Origin of the sequence: Curtobacterium sp. HSID17257 (genome assembly GCF_003989515.1) — a bacterium.
Taxonomy (GTDB): domain Bacteria; phylum Actinomycetota; class Actinomycetes; order Actinomycetales; family Microbacteriaceae; genus Curtobacterium.
Genome location: NZ_RBLU01000074.1, coordinates 1 through 16120, shown reverse-complemented (window position 1 = coordinate 16120; position 16120 = coordinate 1). Strand labels below are relative to the sequence as shown.

Genomic DNA, 16120 nt, shown 5'->3' with positions numbered 1-16120 from the left:
GCCGACCGAGCGTGCGAGGGAGGGGTGCCAGCCGGCACCGCGCCTCCCGTCCGTCCGGTCTTCGGCAGTCGCCCGACCGACCGAGCCCGTTCCGTCACGCCCGACAGACCACGCCGACGGGTAGCACCCGCTCGGCGGCACGCCCGCGGCGTGTCGTGCCCACTCGGTGGGCGGGCGGCCTCGACTCAGGCCAGGCGGATGCCGAGCAGGGCGTCGACGAGGTCGACGAGCTCCGGCGTGGCGCGGGTCCCCGCGGCGATCGCGGTGTCCACCGCGGCGACCGCACCCGGGGTGTCGAGGTCGTCGGCGACCCGTGCACGGACGCGCGCGATCGCCTCGGCGGCGTCGTCCTCGTGACCCGGAGCGTCGCCGGACGCCCAGGCGTCCCACGTCGCGAGCCGGGTGGTCGCGCTGGTCAGCTCGCCGTCGAACCACTCCCAGTCGTCCGAGTACTTGTGCGACAGCAGCGCGAGCCGGATCGCCCGCGGGTCGGCGCCGTCGTCGAGCAGGCCGCGCACGGTGACGAGGTTGCCGAGCGACTTGGAGATCTTCGACCCCTGGTACGCGATCATGCCCGTGTGGACGAAGGCGTTCGCGAGCGGCTGGTGCGCGAGGGCCGCGGCGTGCCCGGCGCTCATCTCGTGGTGCGGGAAGACGAGGTCGCTCCCACCGCCCTGCACGCTGATCGGCAGGCCCAGGCGGTCGCCCGCGATGACGCTGCACTCGATGTGCCAGCCCGGACGCCCGGGTCCGACGGCGGTGTCCCAGCTCGGCTCGCCCTGGCGCGCGGCGCGCCACAGCAGCGGGTCGAGCGGATCGCGCTTGCCGGGGCGGTCGGGGTCGCCGCCGCGCTCCGCCGACAGGGCGGTCATCGTCTCGCGGTCGAGCCGGCTCTCGTCGCCGAGCGCCCACGCCTCGGTGGGACGGTTCACGTCGAAGTAGACGTCGTCGCCCTCGGAGTCGTCGGTCGGCACGTCGTAGGCGTACCCGGTCTCCTGCAGGTACGCGACGGCCTCGGCGATGCGTTCGACCTCGTCCGTCACGGCCACGAAGTCGTCCGGCGGCAGGACGCGGAGGGCCTCCATGTCGCGCCGGAACAGGTCGATCTGGGACGCGGCGAGCTCTCGCCAGTCGACACCGTCGCGCGCCGCCCGCTCGAGCAGCGGGTCGTCGACGTCGGTGGTGTTCTGCGCGTACTCGACCTCGAGCCCCGCGTCACGCCAGGCACGGCCGAGCGTGTCGAACGCCAGGTAGGTCGCCGCGTGACCGAGGTGCGTGGCGTCGTACGGGGTGATGCCGCAGACGTAGAGGGTCGCGCCCTCCGCGCCGTGCGTCGGGTCGACCGGCTTCCCGGCGGCGGTGTCGTGCACCACGGGTCGGGGCGCGTCCCCGGGCACGGACGGGACGGACGGGACCTGCCAGGCCCTCACGGCTGGATCACTCCGAGCGACAGCAACACGATGAGCACGATACCGAGTGCGATCCGGTAGACCACGAAGGGCATGAAGCTGCGCTTCGAGATGTAGTTCATGAACGCGGCGATGACCACGAACCCGACGACGAACGCGACCACGGTCGCGACCAGCGTGTCGACCATGCCGAAGGGGGCGCCGTGGTCGCCGAGGCTCGTCGCGGCCTCGTAGAAGCCGGACAGGAACACCGCGGGCACGGCGAGCAGGAACGCGAAGCGCGCCGCCGCCGGTCGGGTGTACCCGAGGGCGAGTCCCATCGACACGGTCGCACCGGACCGCGAGACGCCGGGCACGAGCGCCAGCATCTGCGCGACGCCGATGAGCAGGCCGTTCCGGAACGTCATCTGCTCGATCGGCCGGACCTTGCGCCCGACCACGTCGAGCACGCCGAGGACGATGCCGAACACGATCAGCACGATCGCGACGATCCACAGCGACCGGAACGTGGTCTCGATCGAGTCCTTGAGCAGGAGTCCGGCGACCCCGATCGGGATGGTGCCGAGGATCACCAGCCACCCGAGTCGCACATCCGGGTCGCCCTTCGGCACGTCGCGTCGGAACACCGAGCGGAACCACCGCCCGACGATCCGGGTGATGTCCTTCCAGAAGTAGATCAGCACGGCCGTCTCGGTCCCGAGCTGCGTCACCGCGGTGAACGCGGCACCCGGGTCCTTCGCGTCGGGCAGGAAGAGCCCGACGATGCGCAGGTGCGCGCTGGAGGACACCGGCAGGAACTCGGTGAGTCCCTGCACGAAGCCGAGGAAGATCGCCTCGAGGATGTGCATCGAACGGGGCCTTTCGTGCCGGTCGTCGCGGGTCGCCGCCGAGGGGCGACCCGGCAATGTATCAGTACGTGGCGAGCAGGTCGCCGAGGACGCGCCGCCCGAAGGCGAGGGCGTCGAGGGGCACGCGCTCGTCGACCCCGTGGAACATCGCCGGGAAGTCGACGTCCTCGGGGAGACGGAGCGGGACGAACCCGTAGCCTGCGATGCCGAGCCGCGACATCGCCTTGTTGTCCGTGCCGCCGGACAGCAGGTACGGCAGCACGGGTGCGCCCGGGTCGTGCCGCTCGAGCGTCTCCCGGACGGCGTCGACCAGCGGTCCGCCGAAGTCCTGCTCGAGGCCGACGTCGCGGTGCGTCATCACGACCTCGACGTCCTCGCCCGCGAGCTCGCGGACCCGCTCGAGCACGGCCTCCTCGTCGCCCGGCAGGCATCGGAGGTCGACGAGGGCCTCGGCGGTGTCCGGGATCACGTTGTGCTTGTACCCGGCGCGGAGGACCGTCGGGTTCGTCGTCGTGTGGAGCGCCGCGTGGATGAAGCGTGAGGCGGACCCCGTCGCGAGGGCGACCTCGTCCGGGCCGGACGCGATCGGGTCGACACCGAGCAGCCGTGCGATCTCGCGGACCATCGCCTCGGTCGTGCCGGAGAGGCGGACCGGCCACTCCTCGGCACCGATGCGCGCGACCGCGGCGGCCACCTTCGTCACCGCGTTGTCGCGCATCACGTGCGACCCGTGTGCCGCCGTGCCACGGGCGACGAGCGTGATCCACATCAGGGCCTTCTCGCCCGTCTGGAGCAGGTACGCGCGCTGCCCGCCGAGGGTCACCGAGTAGCCGCCGACCTCGCTGATCGCCTCGGTCGCGCCGGCGAAGACCTCCGGGTGGGTGTCGACGACGTGGTGTGCGCCGAGCACCCCACCGGCCTCCTCGTCCGCGAAGAACGCGATCACGAGGTCACGCTCCGGTGCACCCTGCCGCTCGACCACGTCGCCCAACGCGGTGAGCATCATCGCGTCCATGTTCTTCATGTCCACGGCACCGCGGCCCCAGAGCATGCCGTCGCGGACCTCGCCACCGAACGGGTCCACCGTCCAGTTCGACGGATCGGCAGGCACCACGTCGAGGTGCCCGTGCACGACCAGCGCCGGCTTGTCGGGGTTCCGTCCCGCCACCCGTGCGACCACGCTCACCCGGTCCGGCTCCGACTCGAAGAGCTGCGGCTCGAGGCCCAGGTCGCGCAGCCTCGCCTCGACGTAGTGCGCGGCCTCGGTCTCGCCGACCGACTTCCCCTCGCCCCAGTTCGTCGTGTCGATGCGGATGAGGTCCCGCGCGATGGCGGCGGTGGCCTCGAGGTCCGGCTCGGTCGGCAGGGCGTCGCTCATGCCGCCAACGCTACCGGCAGCGGGTTCGCCGGCCCGTCCGGTGGCGCTGCTCCCCCGCCGTTCCGGGGGACTCGCCCGGGATGCGTGGCCGTGTTCATCGTGCGTTCAGAGCCGTGCTAGTGTCTTCTCTCGGCAGGAACGCCGGGAAAACAGCCCGGAACGACAGCCGCACAAGTGAAGAACACCCTGTCCGGGTGGCGGAATTGGTAGACGCGCTAGCTTGAGGTGCTAGTGCCCGTATTAGGGCGTGGGGGTTCAAGTCCCCCCTCGGACACAAGATATGCGGTGCCCCCTGGCCTTTCGGCCCGGGGGCATTTCTTGTTCGTGCTCCCCGGCGAGCATCGCCATCGCTGCGCTCAGGGCGACGCCGCCTCATCACGGCCTCCTCGCTGCGCTCGTGGCCGGCGGCGAACGGCGGCGGCGCGCGGCAACTGCGACATCGTTGTTGTCGAACGACAGCGGTCTTGTCGCGTCGGGCGTCCGTGAGCCGGTGCGCGCGCATCGTGCGACATCGTCGTCGTCGAACGACAGCGGTCTTGTCGCAGGACGGGCGCGTCCGACTCGGGACGCCCCGGACACGACCGCGTGTCGGACGGGAGGCGCGGGGCGGGCTCGCACCGCGCCTCCCGTCCGGGACGGGGCTGCGTCGCGCCCCGGGAGCCGTCGCGCCGGCCCGTGCGGGACGGTCCGCCGGCCCCGCGGAGGAACGCAGCCGCCGCGGCGAGCCGGCACCGGCCCGGCCTCAGCGCCGCCGCAGGCGCCGCACCACGAGCACCACCCCGCCGAGCGCGGCGAGCCACCCCCAGTTCGCCACCAGCGGGTCGAGCAGCCCGTGCCGCCAGTCCCGGCGGGAGGACGCGACTCGGGACCGGACCGGGTGTGCCCGCCACTCGGCGCGGACCCCGGTCTCGTGCACGACCCGATCCGGACGGCCTCGGAGCGCGTCCGTCACCCGGTGCGTCGCGACGTCGATCCGGTCGCCCAGCACGAGGAGCATCCAGTGGGCCAGACGGCCCTCGCTGAACCGTCGGTAGGCGTACCGCTTCACGACCCCGGCGAGCCCGGACAGCGGCTGCGCGGTCCCGAACACGGGCGTGACGTGGGCGTGCTCGATCGACCGCTCGCGGCCCTCCGCACCGGGCTGCTGCTCGGGGACGTCCCAGTGGGCGCCCGAGGCGAGCCCGACCTCGCGGGAGAGCTTCGGCACGGACGGACGGTCTGCGAGGTCGAGGTCGCTCCCCCACCCGGGGATGCGCTCGCGGAGCTCGGCCGACGACGGGACGCGTCGCGGCGGATCGGCGATGTACGGGGTGTGGTCGGACACGGATTCCTCCTTCACGGCACGATCACCGTCTTGATGCAGTCGTCGAGCTTCGCCGAGAACAGGTGGTACGCCTCGTCGATGTGCTCGAGCGGGATCCGGTGCGTGATGATCTCGCTCGGCTTCAGGTGCCCGGCCTGGATGTGCTCCAGCAGGCGCGGCCACTGGCGCTTCACCGGCGCCTGGTTCATGTGGACGGTGACGCCCTTGTTCATCGCGTCGCCGAACTTCACCGCGTTCGGGATCGGTCCGTAGGCCCCCATGGCCGACACCGTGCCGCCCTTGCGGACGCCGTCGATCGCCCAGTTGAGCGCCGTCGGTGACCCGCCCTGCAGCTTCAGCTTCGCGCTGGTGAGCTGCTGCGTGAAGTTGCCGTCCGCCTCGGCACCGACGGCGTCGATCACGCTGTCCGCGCCGAGGAAGTCCGTCTGCTTCTTCATCTCGAGCACGACGTCGTCCACCTCGGCGAAGTTGATCGTCTCGGCGTGGGCGAACGTCCGCGCCTTCTCGAGCCGGTACTCCAGCTGGTCGACGACGATCACCCGGCCGGCACCCATGAACCACGCCGACTTCGCCGCGTACAGGCCGACCGGGCCGGCGCCGAGCACCACCACGGTGTCACTCTCGCGGATCGAGGCGAGCTGTGCGCCGAAGTAGCCGGTGCCGAGCGCATCCGTCATCATCAGGGCGTCGTCGGGGTCGAGCCACTCGGGGATCACCTGCGGTCCGACGTCGGCGAAGGGGACGCGCACACGCTCCGCCTGGCCGCCGTCGTACCCGCCCGTCGTGTGCGAGTACCCGAAGATCCCGCCAACCGCGGTGGCGTTCGGGTTGACGTTGTGGCAGTTCGTGAACAGACCGCGGGCGCAGAACCAGCAGCTGCCGCAGGAGATGTGGAACGGGACCATCACGCGGTCCCCCACCGCCAGGCTCCGCACCGACGGGCCGACCTGCTCGACGACGCCGATGAACTCGTGCCCGAACGTGTGCCCGATGCGGGTGTCGGGCATCATGCCGTGGTACAGGTGCAGGTCCGACCCGCAGATCGCGGCCCGTTCGACCCGGACGACGGCGTCGTTCGGGTGCTCGATCCGGGGGTCCGGCTTCTCCTCGACGCGGACCCGGTACGGCCCGCGGTAGGTCATGGCGCGCATGGGCGCTCCTCTCGCTCGTGCGGGCCACGGTGGTCCCCGTCCGGTGGGTGCCGACACACAAAGGACGGGAGGCGCGGTGCCGACCGGCACCGCGCCTCCCGTCCGTCACGTGGTGACGTCGACCTGTGTCAGCTCTTCGAGGCCTCGACGAAGTTGCGTCGCGGGTCGGTCTCCTTGATGAGGCTGGTCGCGTCGCGACCGGACACCGCACCGGTGATCCAGCCGATGACGATCCGGACCTTCCGGTTGAGCGTCGGCATCGCGTACACGTGGTACGAGCGGTGCGCGAGCCAGGCGAGCAGGTTCGTCATCTTGACGCCCTTGATGTTGCCCGCGCCCTTGCCGACGCCGTACGAGGCGACGGTGCCGATCGACGGGTGGCGGTACTCCTCGAGCGGCTTGCCCGTGATGGTGGCGACCACGTTGTCCGCGGCGACGACGGCCTGACGGACGGCGTTCTGCGCGTTCGGCGGGTAGTAGGCCGGCTGCTTCTCGGCCGTCAGGTCGGGGACCTGCGCGACGTCGCCGAGGCCCCAGACGCCCGGGACGACCTCGTGGGTGTCCTCGGCCTCGACCTGGAGCTTCGCGTTCGCCGCGAGGTGGCCCTTCGGACCACGCGGCAGGTCCGTGGCGTCGAGGAGCGGGTTCGGCTTGACGCCTGCCGTCCAGACGAGCAGCCCGGTGGCGAACTCGTCGCCGTCGGAGAGCTTGATGATCCCGCCCTCGGCGCTCGGCATGGTGGTCTTCAGACGGACGTCGATGCCGCGGGCACGCAGCGACTCGAGGGTCCACTTCGACAGCTCCGGGCCCACCTCGGGCGCGACGCGGTCGAGCGCGTCGATGAGCACCCAGCGCGGCTGCTCGCCCGCGAGCGACGGGTAGGTCTTGATGGCGGCCTGCGAGACGTCGAAGAGCTCACCGATCGCCTCGACACCGGTGTAGCCACCGCCGACGAAGATGCTCGTCAGCAGACGGCGACGCTCGTCCTCGTCGCGGGTGGCAGCGGCCTTCGCGATGTTGTCGAGGAGCTTCGCGCGGACGTAGGCGGCCTCTTCCACGGTCTTGAAGCCGACGCCGTACTCCTCGAGCCCGGGGGTCGGGAAGGTGCGGGTCACCGAGCCGAGCGCGACGACGAGCTGGTCGTAGCCGAGCGTGCGGTCGTCACCGCCGGCCGTGGCGATCGACACCGTCTTGTCCTTCGACGAGATGCCGGTGACCTTGCCCTGGATGACGCGGGTCTTCTTCAGCGCGCGACGGAGCTCGAAGGTCACGTCCTTCGGGGCGATGTGCCCGCCCGCGACCTCCGGCAGGAACGGCAGGTACGTGTAGTACGTGTTCTGGTCCACCAGCGTGATCCGCATCGGCACGGTCGCGGCGTGCTTCTGGAGCTGCTTGACCGTGGTGTAGCCGGCGGAGCCGCCGCCGAGGACGAGGACGTGAGGGATGGAGTCTGCCATGCACCCGGTCTACCGGAAGAACCCCTGGGACGTCACCAAGCCGCGCCGCCCGGTCCGCGCACCGCAGCCGGATCGGGCGCTCGGTGCGTCCCGCGAGCGGTCACCGTCCGCGCGGGCGGTCCTGCAGGCGCCACCAGGCGGTCTCGGCCAGCTCGGGCCCCGTGAACACGCCGTGCTGGGTGCGCCGGGACTCGGTCAGCGAGAACCGTCGCAGGCGGTACCCGCCGCCGAAGCGGTCGATGATGGCCTCGGGCGAGGAGTCCGGTGTGCGCTTCACGAGCCAGGTGCGGTCGTCGACGGGTTCGATCACGCGCCGACCCGGGTCCGGCTCGGCGTCGTCGGGACCGGGGTCACCGGCGGTTGCCGATCCGGGACCGCAGCACGTCGATGCGCTTCTGGATCTGCTCGATGCTCGCCTGGGCCACGGCCGGTCCACCGCTGATCCGCCGGAGCTCGGCGTGGATCGCACCGTGCGGTTCGTTCGCGTGCCGGGACCAGATCGACACGAGCCGTGCGAGCTCGGTCCGCTGCTCCTTGATGGTCTGGTACATCGGACGCGCTTCGTCCGGCTTCGGCTTCGGCATGCCGTCCTTCGCGGCGCGGCCCTTCGACCGCTTCGCCTGCGATGCCTGGCGGGCCCGCAGCAGGTCGCGCACCTGGTCGGGCTCGAGGAGTCCGGGGATGCCGATGAAGTCGAGTTCCTCGAGGGAGCCGACCTCGCCCCCGGTGCCGAACTCGCCGCCGTCGTAGAGCACCCGGTCGAACGACGCCTGCGAGTCGAGGGCCTCGAACGGCTGCACCTCGAGCAGGCTCTCGGACGCCCGGTCCTCCTTGTTGGCCTCGGCGACCATGGCGTCCTCGGGGTTGTACATCCCGTCGTCGCTGTCCTTCGGCCGGTCGAGGGCGTGGTCCCGCTCGAGCTCGAGCGACGCCGCCAGCGCCATCAGCCCGGGCACGCTCGGCAGGAACACGCTCGCGGTCTCCCCACGGCGACGGGCCCGGACGAAGCGCCCGATCACCTGGGCGAAGAACAGCGGGGTGCTCGCGCTCGTGGCGTACACACCGACGCACAGCCGGGGCACGTCGACGCCCTCGGACACCATGCGGACGGCCACCATCCACCGGGAGGTGTCCTCGGCGTAGGCCTGGATCCGGCTCGAGGCAGCGGCCTCGTCGGAGAGCACCACCGTCGGTCGCTCGCCGGTGATCTGCTGCAGGATCCGGGCGTACGCACGCGCGGTCGTGGTGTCGGTCGCGATCACCAGGCCGCCCGCGTCCGGCACGCCCCGACGGACCTCGGTGAGTCGCTTGTCGGCGGCCGAGAGCACGGCCGGCATCCACTCGCCCTCCGGTGAGAGCGCGGTCCGCCAGGCCTGGGCCGTGATGTCCTTCGTCACCTGTTCGCCGAGGGACGCCGACATCTCGTCGCCCATGCGCGTCTTCCAGCGCATCTGCCCGGCGTAGGCCATGAAGAGCACCGGGCGGACGACGCCGTCCTTGAGTGCGCGTCCGTAGCCGTAGTTGTAGTCGGAGATCGAGGTCCGGATGCCCTGCTCGTCGGGGGCGTACTGCACGAACGGGATCGGCGCGGTGTCCGACCGGAACGGCGTGCCGGAGAGGGAGAGTCGACGGGTCGCCTTCGTGAAGGCCTCGCGGATGCCGTCGCCCCAGGTCAGGGCGTCGCCGCCGTGGTGGACCTCGTCGAGGATCACGAGCGTGCGACCGCCCTCGGTGATCTTCTGGTGGACCTCCGGGTTCATGCCGACCTGCGCGTAGGTGATCGCCACGCCCTGGTAGTGCCGGCCGAACATGCCGTCGCCGTTCTTGAACATCGGGTCGATGCGGATGCCCACGCGGTCCGCCGAGTCCGCCCACTGCCGCTTGAGGTGTTCGGTCGGCGCCACGACGACGATGCGGTCCACGGTGCCACGGGCGAGGAGCTCCGTGGCGAGGCGGAGCGCGAACGTGGTCTTGCCGGCGCCGGGGGTCGCGGCGGCGAGGAAGTCGCGCGGCTCCGTCTCGAAGTACTTCGTGAGTGCCTCGACCTGCCAGGCGCGGAGCTTCGACGCGGTGCCCCACGCCGCCCGCTCCGGGAACGCCGGGGACAGGTGCTCGGCGGCCGCGTTGCCGGCGTTCTCCGCCTGGACCACGGCCTCGTCGTGGGGTCGGGCAGCCGTCGGCGCGGCCGGTTCCCCACCGGCCGCGGACTGCTCCCGCGTCGCCTGGTCGACGCCGTCCGGGGTGTCGCCCCACAGCGTCACGGGCTGCTGCTGGTCGTCGTACTCCGCTGCGCTCACTTCACGCGATCCTACCGTCAGGCCGGGTCCTGCCGGGCGTGCGGCGGACGCTGCTCAGGCGTGCCGCGCACGAGCGAGGCGGGTCGGAGCACGCCGGCACCGAAGCGTGCAGCGACCGCGTCGACGGTGGTCTCGGTCTCCCGCCACGGCGCGTCGTCGTCCCAGAGGGCGTTGCTCGCCGCGGCCGGCACGAGGTTCTCGCCACGGACGCCGATCAGCCGGATCCGGTTGCCCGGGCGGTGCAGGACGTCGTAGAGCTCGACCGCCTCGTGGTGCAGCCGCTTGGCGACGTCGGTCGGTTCGGCGAGCGTGCGGGAGCGGGTCAGCGTGCTGAAGTCGGTGTAGCGGACCTTGAGCGCCACGGTCCGCGCCTGCACGTCGGCCCGGCGCAGGCGGACGGCCACCTTGTCGGCGAGGCGGAGGAGCTCGCGGGCGACGTCGTCGCGCTCGGTCAGGTCGCGGCCGAAGGTGACCTCGTGCCCGATCGACTTCTCGCTCACGCCGGTGTCGACCACGCGGGGGTCGCGACCCCAGGACAGGTCGTGCAGGCGCTGTCCGCCGGCGGGTCCGAGCGCGGCGACGAGCGACGACAACGGCGTGTGGGCGAGGTCCCCCACGGTGCGGATGCCGCGGCGCTCGAGCTTCTCCTGCGTGGTGCCGCCGACGCCCCAGAGCGCCGAGACCGGCTGGGGGTGCAGGAAGGCCACGGTGTGCTCGGCCGGCACCACGAGCAGGCCGTCGGGCTTCGAGCGGCTCGACGCCAGCTTGGCGACGAACTTCGTCGAGGCCGCGCCGACGGAGCAGTGCAGCCCGGTCTCCGCGAGGACCGCGGCGCGGATGGCGGTGCCGATCTCCCACGGGGTGCCGTACAGACGGAGGGCCCCGGCGACGTCGAGGAACGCCTCGTCGATGCCGAGCTTCTCGACCTTCGGGGTGAACTGCCCGAAGACGCGCATCACCGCCGCCGACTTCGCCGCGTACTTCTCGAAGTGCGGTTCGACGATGACCGCGTTCGGGCAGCGCCGTCTCGCCACGGCCATCGGCATCGCGGAGTTCACGCCGTAGCGACGGGCCTCGTACGTGGCGGCGGTGACGACGGAGCGGTCCGAGTCGTGTCCGACGATGACGGGGAGCCCGCGCAGGTCGGGGCGGTCGAGCAGCTCGACGGAAGCGAAGAAGGCGTCCATGTCGACGTGCAGGACCGTCGCGGTCACGTCGTCGACCGGGTGGTCGGAGACGAGCCGGTTGCGTCCGTCCTGCTTGCTCACCCGGCGATGATGCCACGCGCCACCGACAGCCGGTGCGGCCCGCTCGGCCCTGACCGCCTGCGGCTCAGGCGAGCGGCCCGAGCTCCGCGGCGGCGATCGTGCGCGCGGCCGAGTCCCGCGTCGACGGGTGGTACTGCCCCGCGCGGACGTCCCGCGCCAGCCGGGCGAGCTCCGACGACGCCCGGAAGGCCGACCCGCCGGCGAGCCGCAGCGCCTCGTCCACGACGTGCTGCGCCGTGTCCACCGTCCGCGCCTTCGTGCCGACGAGCAGCGGGAACCAGCGGGGTCCGAGGTCGTCGAGCTCGTCGACGGACCGTGCCAGCGACGACACCTGCAGGGTGACCGCGTCCACCGCGCCCCGGAGGTCGGCGACCGCGCGGCGCACGTCCGGATCCTGCGAGCGCGGGACCCCGTCGCGCCCGTGTCGGCCGGACACCGCCGCGACGGCCAGCTCGAGCGCCCGCTCGGCAATCCCGACGTACACCGACGCCACGAGCAGCTCGAACGCTGCGAACACGCCGAAGACGAGCGGGTCCTGCGTCGGACCGACGGGGAGCACCCGGACGATCCGCGACGCCGGCACGTGCACGCCGTGCAGCAGCGTCGTGCGGCTCTGGGTGGCCCGCATCCCGAGCGTGTCCCAGTCGTCGAGGTGCTCGACGTCGCCGTCCGACCGCAGCACGAAGCCGTGCACGAGGCGCGGCTCCGGCCCGCTGGTGTCCTTGCCGAACACGCTGAGCACGTCCCACGCGGGCGCGAGCGAGGTGGACACCTTCCTGCCGGTGAAGCGGTAGCCGCCGTCGCCGTCCGGCTCCGCCGTCGTCGACGAGTCGAACAGCACGGCGTCGTTGCCCGGTTCGCTCACCCCGAACGCGAGCAGGTGGTCGTCCGCCGCCCGGTCGGTGACGGTCTGGAGGAACGACCCACCTCGCGCAGCGACGGCGCGCGCCGCCTGCACCCACACCTGGTGCATCCCGAGACCGAGCGCGGTCGCCGGTGCGGCCCGCGCGAGCCGCCGCTGCAGCGCACTCGTCGCGGCGAGGCCGAGATCCGCGCCGCCCTGCTCGGCGGGCACCCCGATCCGGAGCCAGCCCGCCGCACGGAGCTCGTCGAGGTCCTCGGCGCAGAACGCGTTCTCGGCGTCGTACCGCGGCGCGCGGGCTGCGATCCGCTCGAGCAGGTCCTCCGGCAGCGCCCACCCGGGGTCGTCGACCAACGTCATGCGACGAGACTACGGTCGGAGGGGTGTCAGCTCGTCATGCGTGGTCCAGGTACGTCGCGATCGGTGATTCGTTCACCGAGGGCATCGGCGATCCCGACCCCACCGTCCCCGGCGGTCACCGCGGCTGGGCCGACCGGGTCGCCGAGGTCCTCGCCACGAGGTCCGACGGCTTCTCGTACGCCAACCTTGCGATCCGCGGGCGCCTGCTCGGCCAGATCGTCGACGAGCAGGTGGAGCCGGCCCTCGCCCTGGGCCCCGACCTCGTCACCGTGTCGGCCGGCGGCAACGACATCATCCGCCCGGGCTCGGACCCCGACGAGCTCGCCGAGCGGTTCGACGGCATGGTCGAGCGGCTCCGGAGCGACGGCGCGACCGTCGTGCTCTTCACCGGCCCGGACGTCGGCATGACGCCCGTGCTCGGCATGGTCCGTGGCAAGACGGCGATCTACAACGAGAACCTGCACGCGATCGCGCTCAAGCACGGCGCACTCGTCGCCGACATGTGGGCACTCCGGGTCCTCCGCGATCCCCGGATGTGGGCGCCGGACCGGCTGCACCACTCGCCGACCGGGCACGCGACGATCGCCGCGGCGGTCCTCGACGCCCTCGGGGTCGACCACGGACTCGATCCGGTGACGCCGGAGCCGCTCGAGCCGAGGCCGTGGCGGGAAGCCCGCGTCGAGGACCTCGGTTGGGCGCGCGAGTACCTCGTCCCCTGGGTCGTGCGCCGCATCCGACACACGTCGTCCGGCGACGGCATCAGCGCGAAGCGTCCCGACCTGCATCCGGTCTCCGGGACCTCCGACACGCCCTGACCCGACTTGCCCTGACCGGCGACGCCCCGACGCCGGTGCGCCCCCGGACGGACGTTGCACCCCCGAGTGCGCGGGCGCGGTGTCCGTTCGGGGGCGCGACCGGTCAGCGCCCCCGGTCAGCGCGACCGGTCAGGCGGTCGGGCGACGCAGTGTCAGGGGCCCGTCGTGCAGGGGCTGGGTGATCCACTCCCCCGATGCCGTGCCGGTCGCGGGGTCGAGTCGGAGCCGGGCGGCGTGCGGGGTCTCGACGAACCGGACCACGACCTGCACGGCACCGTCGGCGTCGGTCGCGGCGCTCGCGGCGAGCGGTCCCTCGACCGCCCACGCTCCCTGGCCGACGCGGAACGACAGCAGTCCGCCGTCGACGTCGACGGTCAGGCGCCACGCGGCAGCGTCGGTGTCACTGCCGGTGTCGGCGTCGGGCTCCAGTCGGAGCCCCTCGAGCACGCCGTCCGACTCGTACGACCCGGCCACGGGCTCGGCGAGGCGACCACCCTGCACCGGGGGCAGCCCCAGGGAGGCGAGGCGAGCCTCCAGTCCGGCGTCCGCCTCGGGGTCGAGATCAAGGTGGGCACCGTCCTGCGGTGTGATCGCCGGCAGCAGGTGCTGCCAGGCGGCGTCGAGCACGGCCTGCATGTCGAGCGACTGCCCGGTCAGGGCGAGCACGACGTCCTGCTCGGGGAGCACCACGCAGAACTGGCCGTAGGCGCCGTCGCCGCGGAAGCCGTGCCGGGCCATCCAGAACTGGAAGCCGTAGCCCTGCCGCCAGTCGGCGTTCTCCTCGTCGGGGTTCGCGACCTGGGTGCTCGTCGCGGCGTCCACCCAGTCCTCGTCGAGGATGCGCCGGCCGTCCCACACGCCGCGCTGCAGGTACAGCTGGCCGAGGGCGGCGACGGCGGCCGTCGGGGCGTACGCACCGCTGAAGCCGAGCTCGGCACCGGTGTCGTCGCGCTTCCACGCCAGGTCGTCGATGCCGAGCGGCTCGAGCAGCCGGGGGCGCAGGTAGTCGACGAGCGACTCGCCGCTGGCCCGACGGACGATCGCGGCGAGTGTGTACGTGCACGGCTGGTTGTACGCGAAGACGGAGCCGGGCTCCTCGTCGGGCGGGGTCAGGAGGAACCCGCGCACCAGGTCCTCGGGGTCGGCGGCCTCGGCCCGCTGCAGGGTCTCCTCGCGGTGCCCGGAGGCCATCGCGAGGAGGTGCCGGACCCGGATGCGGCGGCTGCGCTCGTCGGTGACGTCGGCGTCGAGCTCCGGGAAGGACGACAGCACGGTGGCGTCGAGGTCGACGAGCCCCTCGCGCACGGCGATGCCCACGGCGGCGGCGGTGAAGCTCTTGCTCAGGGAGTACAGCAGGTGCACGCGGTCGGCGGCGTAGGGCGCCCACCAGCCCTGGGCGGCGACACGGCCGTGCCGCAGCAGCACGATGCTGTGCGGTTCGACGTCCGGGGTCGACTCGAGGGCGTCCAGGAACGCGGACACCCCGCGTGCGTCGATGCCGAGGGCGGACGGGGTGCTGCGCGGGAACGTCGTCGTCACGTCGGAGAGCCTACGCGGCAAGGCCCCAGCGCCCCGCGGGCGCGGCGCCGGTCGGCCCGGTCGCCGCGGTGGTCTGCCGGGCAACGGCCGTCGGCCCGGTCGCCGCGGTCGTCTCGACCCCGCGGAACGGGTTCGTCCAGCGCCACCAGAGCCCGGGGTCCTCGATGGAGCGTTCGAGTTCGAGCGGCACCGTCACCGGGTCATGGTGCTCGATCGTGAACCGGACGGTCCCGACCCGCTCACCCCGTTCGCCGAGGGTCAGGCTGTCGAGCCGGGTGCGCGCCCTGACGGTCGTGTCACCCCACACGAGCACCTCCGCAGCCTCGGCGGCGACGGCGTCCGCGTCGTCGCGCCAGGGCGTGGAGTAGGTGCCGAAGGTCTGGCCGGCGTGCGTGAGCGTGACCACCTGGAAGTTGTCGGCGACCGAGCGGAGGAGGGTGCGGACGTCGACGTCGAGCGACGGGTGGTCCTTGCCGCCGAGCATCACGCCGACGACGGTGACCTGGCGGCCCCCGCGCTGGTACGCGGCCGCGAACAGCAGGCAGGCGCCCGCCTGGTCGAGCGTGCCGGTCTTGATGCCCTCGATACCGTCGAGTCCGAGGAGCTTGTTCGAGTTCTCGATCTGCCCGGCCCCGGGCACCGTCACCTGCTGCGTGCCGACGATCTCCTCGACCACGGGGTCCGCGAGCGCGAGCTGTCCGAGGCGCACGAGGTCCGTCGCGGTCGACTGGTTGGCGGGGTCGAGGCCCGTCGGCTCGTGGATCGTCGTGTCGTCGAGCCCGTGCGCGTCGAGCCAGGCCGAGGCGGCGCGCTGGTACGCGTCCATCGACCCGAAGGCCCAGAGCGCCAGGGCGCCCGCGTAGTTGTTCGCCGACTTCATCAGCATGACCTGCATGGTCTGGTACTCGGACAGCTGCAGGCCGTCCGGCATCGGGGCCACTTCACCGTTCTGCGCGAGGTACTCGGCGTACAGCGCCTGCATCTGCGGATCGAAGCGGATGGCGGGCCCGGACTCCCCGCGCGCCAGCGGCTTCGCGTCGAGCACGACGAGGGCCGTCACGACCTTGGTGATGCTCGCGATCGACCGCGGCTTCGTGTCGCCGCTGGTGCGGAGGCTCTCCGGGAAGCCGGTGGCCTGCACCGCGGTGGCGCCGTAGCCCGGGAACCGCAGGTCCGGCAGGGTCGAGGTCGGAGCGGAGTACGTCGTCGTGGTGGCGCTCGCCGGGGCGAACGGCACGACCGCGACGGCGACCAGGTACCCGACGGCGAGCAGGAGCACCGCGACGACGCCGATCGTCACGGGCCGCCGGACGGCGGAGCGGGGGCTGCGGTCGACACGGGGCACGGGAACAGAGGGTACCGGGCGGTCCCGGGGTGCCGGCCGTCCGCGGGCCGCGTGCCGCGCGCCGCGA

The 16120-nt window shown here is 72.5% G+C and carries 13 protein-coding genes and 1 tRNA gene; 2 read left to right on the top strand and 12 right to left on the bottom strand.

Annotation, left to right across the window (positions count from 1 at the left end):
* Positions 1-185: 185 nt before the first annotated feature.
* The 3 genes from mshC to D8M35_RS11415 all read right to left on the bottom strand — a co-directional run bounded on the left by mshC (position 186) and on the right by D8M35_RS11415 (position 3635).
* Positions 186-1430, bottom strand: coding sequence for a cysteine--1-D-myo-inosityl 2-amino-2-deoxy-alpha-D-glucopyranoside ligase (gene mshC / locus D8M35_RS11425; RefSeq protein ID WP_126891974.1), 1245 nt, complete (start codon positions 1428-1430; stop codon positions 186-188).
* Positions 1427-2257, bottom strand: a complete 831-nt coding sequence (locus tag D8M35_RS11420) for an undecaprenyl-diphosphate phosphatase (RefSeq protein WP_126891973.1) — start codon at positions 2255-2257, stop codon at positions 1427-1429. The genes mshC and D8M35_RS11420 overlap by 4 nt, the downstream gene beginning before the upstream one ends.
* A gap of 61 nt (positions 2258-2318) precedes the next feature.
* Positions 2319-3635, bottom strand: a complete 1317-nt coding sequence (locus tag D8M35_RS11415) for a M20/M25/M40 family metallo-hydrolase (RefSeq protein ID WP_126891972.1) — start codon at positions 3633-3635, stop codon at positions 2319-2321.
* Between the two features lie 188 nt (positions 3636-3823).
* Here D8M35_RS11415 and D8M35_RS11410 point away from each other — a divergent pair.
* A tRNA-Leu gene (locus tag D8M35_RS11410) sits at positions 3824-3909 on the top strand.
* A 468-nt stretch (positions 3910-4377) separates the two neighbouring features.
* On the opposite strand, the gene D8M35_RS11405 is transcribed toward D8M35_RS11410, so the two are convergent.
* The 7 genes from D8M35_RS11405 to D8M35_RS11375 form a co-directional block, all read right to left on the bottom strand.
* On the bottom strand, positions 4378-4959 hold the full coding sequence (locus D8M35_RS11405; protein WP_238638202.1) for a hypothetical protein: 582 nt from the start codon (positions 4957-4959) through the stop codon (positions 4378-4380).
* An 11-nt stretch (positions 4960-4970) separates the two neighbouring features.
* Positions 4971-6110, bottom strand: coding sequence for a zinc-dependent alcohol dehydrogenase (locus D8M35_RS11400; protein WP_126891971.1), 1140 nt, complete (start codon positions 6108-6110; stop codon positions 4971-4973).
* A gap of 128 nt (positions 6111-6238) precedes the next feature.
* Complete coding sequence (locus D8M35_RS11395) at positions 6239-7567, bottom strand: NAD(P)/FAD-dependent oxidoreductase (protein ID WP_126891970.1); 1329 nt, start codon at positions 7565-7567, stop codon at positions 6239-6241.
* Positions 7568-7667: 100 nt separating this feature from the next.
* A complete protein-coding gene (locus D8M35_RS11390) occupies positions 7668-7877 on the bottom strand; it encodes a hypothetical protein (protein WP_126891969.1) in 210 nt (69 codons plus the stop codon).
* A 40-nt stretch (positions 7878-7917) separates the two neighbouring features.
* Positions 7918-9717 carry a DEAD/DEAH box helicase gene (locus D8M35_RS11385; protein ID WP_126891975.1) on the bottom strand — a complete coding sequence of 600 codons (1800 nt, stop codon included), beginning with the start codon at positions 9715-9717 and terminating at the stop codon, positions 7918-7920.
* 164 nt (positions 9718-9881) lie between these two features.
* Positions 9882-11132: a DNA polymerase IV gene (gene dinB, locus D8M35_RS11380; protein ID WP_126891968.1), complete on the bottom strand. Its 1251-nt coding sequence runs from the start codon at positions 11130-11132 to the stop codon at positions 9882-9884.
* 64 nt (positions 11133-11196) lie between these two features.
* Positions 11197-12354 (bottom strand): acyl-CoA dehydrogenase family protein, encoded by a 1158-nt coding sequence (locus D8M35_RS11375; protein ID WP_126891967.1) that lies wholly within the window; start codon positions 12352-12354, stop codon positions 11197-11199.
* Between the two features lie 23 nt (positions 12355-12377).
* On the opposite strand from D8M35_RS11375, the gene D8M35_RS11370 reads away from it, so the two are divergent.
* A complete protein-coding gene (locus tag D8M35_RS11370) occupies positions 12378-13169 on the top strand; it encodes an SGNH/GDSL hydrolase family protein (RefSeq protein WP_126891966.1) in 792 nt (263 codons plus the stop codon).
* 129 nt (positions 13170-13298) lie between these two features.
* Here the strand turns inward: D8M35_RS11370 and D8M35_RS11365 are convergent, their stop codons facing one another.
* Together D8M35_RS11365 and D8M35_RS11360 are read right to left on the bottom strand one after the other, a co-directional pair.
* On the bottom strand, positions 13299-14708 hold the full coding sequence (locus tag D8M35_RS11365) for a serine hydrolase (RefSeq protein ID WP_126891965.1): 1410 nt from the start codon (positions 14706-14708) through the stop codon (positions 13299-13301).
* Between the two features lie 10 nt (positions 14709-14718).
* Positions 14719-16053 (bottom strand): D-alanyl-D-alanine carboxypeptidase family protein, encoded by a 1335-nt coding sequence (locus D8M35_RS11360; protein WP_126891964.1) that lies wholly within the window; start codon positions 16051-16053, stop codon positions 14719-14721.
* Positions 16054-16120 lie beyond the last annotated feature (67 nt).

Bases quoted from the DNA above. Each gene is read 5' to 3' on its own strand.
- D8M35_RS11420 (WP_126891973.1), bottom strand. From the start codon at position 2,257: ATGCACATCCTCGAGGCGATCTTCCTCGGCTTCGTGCAGGGACTCACC.
- D8M35_RS11415 (WP_126891972.1), bottom strand. From the start codon at position 3,635: ATGAGCGACGCCCTGCCGACCGAGCCGGACCTCGAGGCCACCGCCGCC.
- D8M35_RS11400 (WP_126891971.1), bottom strand. From the start codon at position 6,110: ATGCGCGCCATGACCTACCGCGGGCCGTACCGGGTCCGCGTCGAGGAG.
- D8M35_RS11395 (WP_126891970.1), bottom strand. From the start codon at position 7,567: ATGGCAGACTCCATCCCTCACGTCCTCGTCCTCGGCGGCGGCTCCGCC.
- D8M35_RS11375 (WP_126891967.1), bottom strand. From the start codon at position 12,354: ATGACGTTGGTCGACGACCCCGGGTGGGCGCTGCCGGAGGACCTGCTC.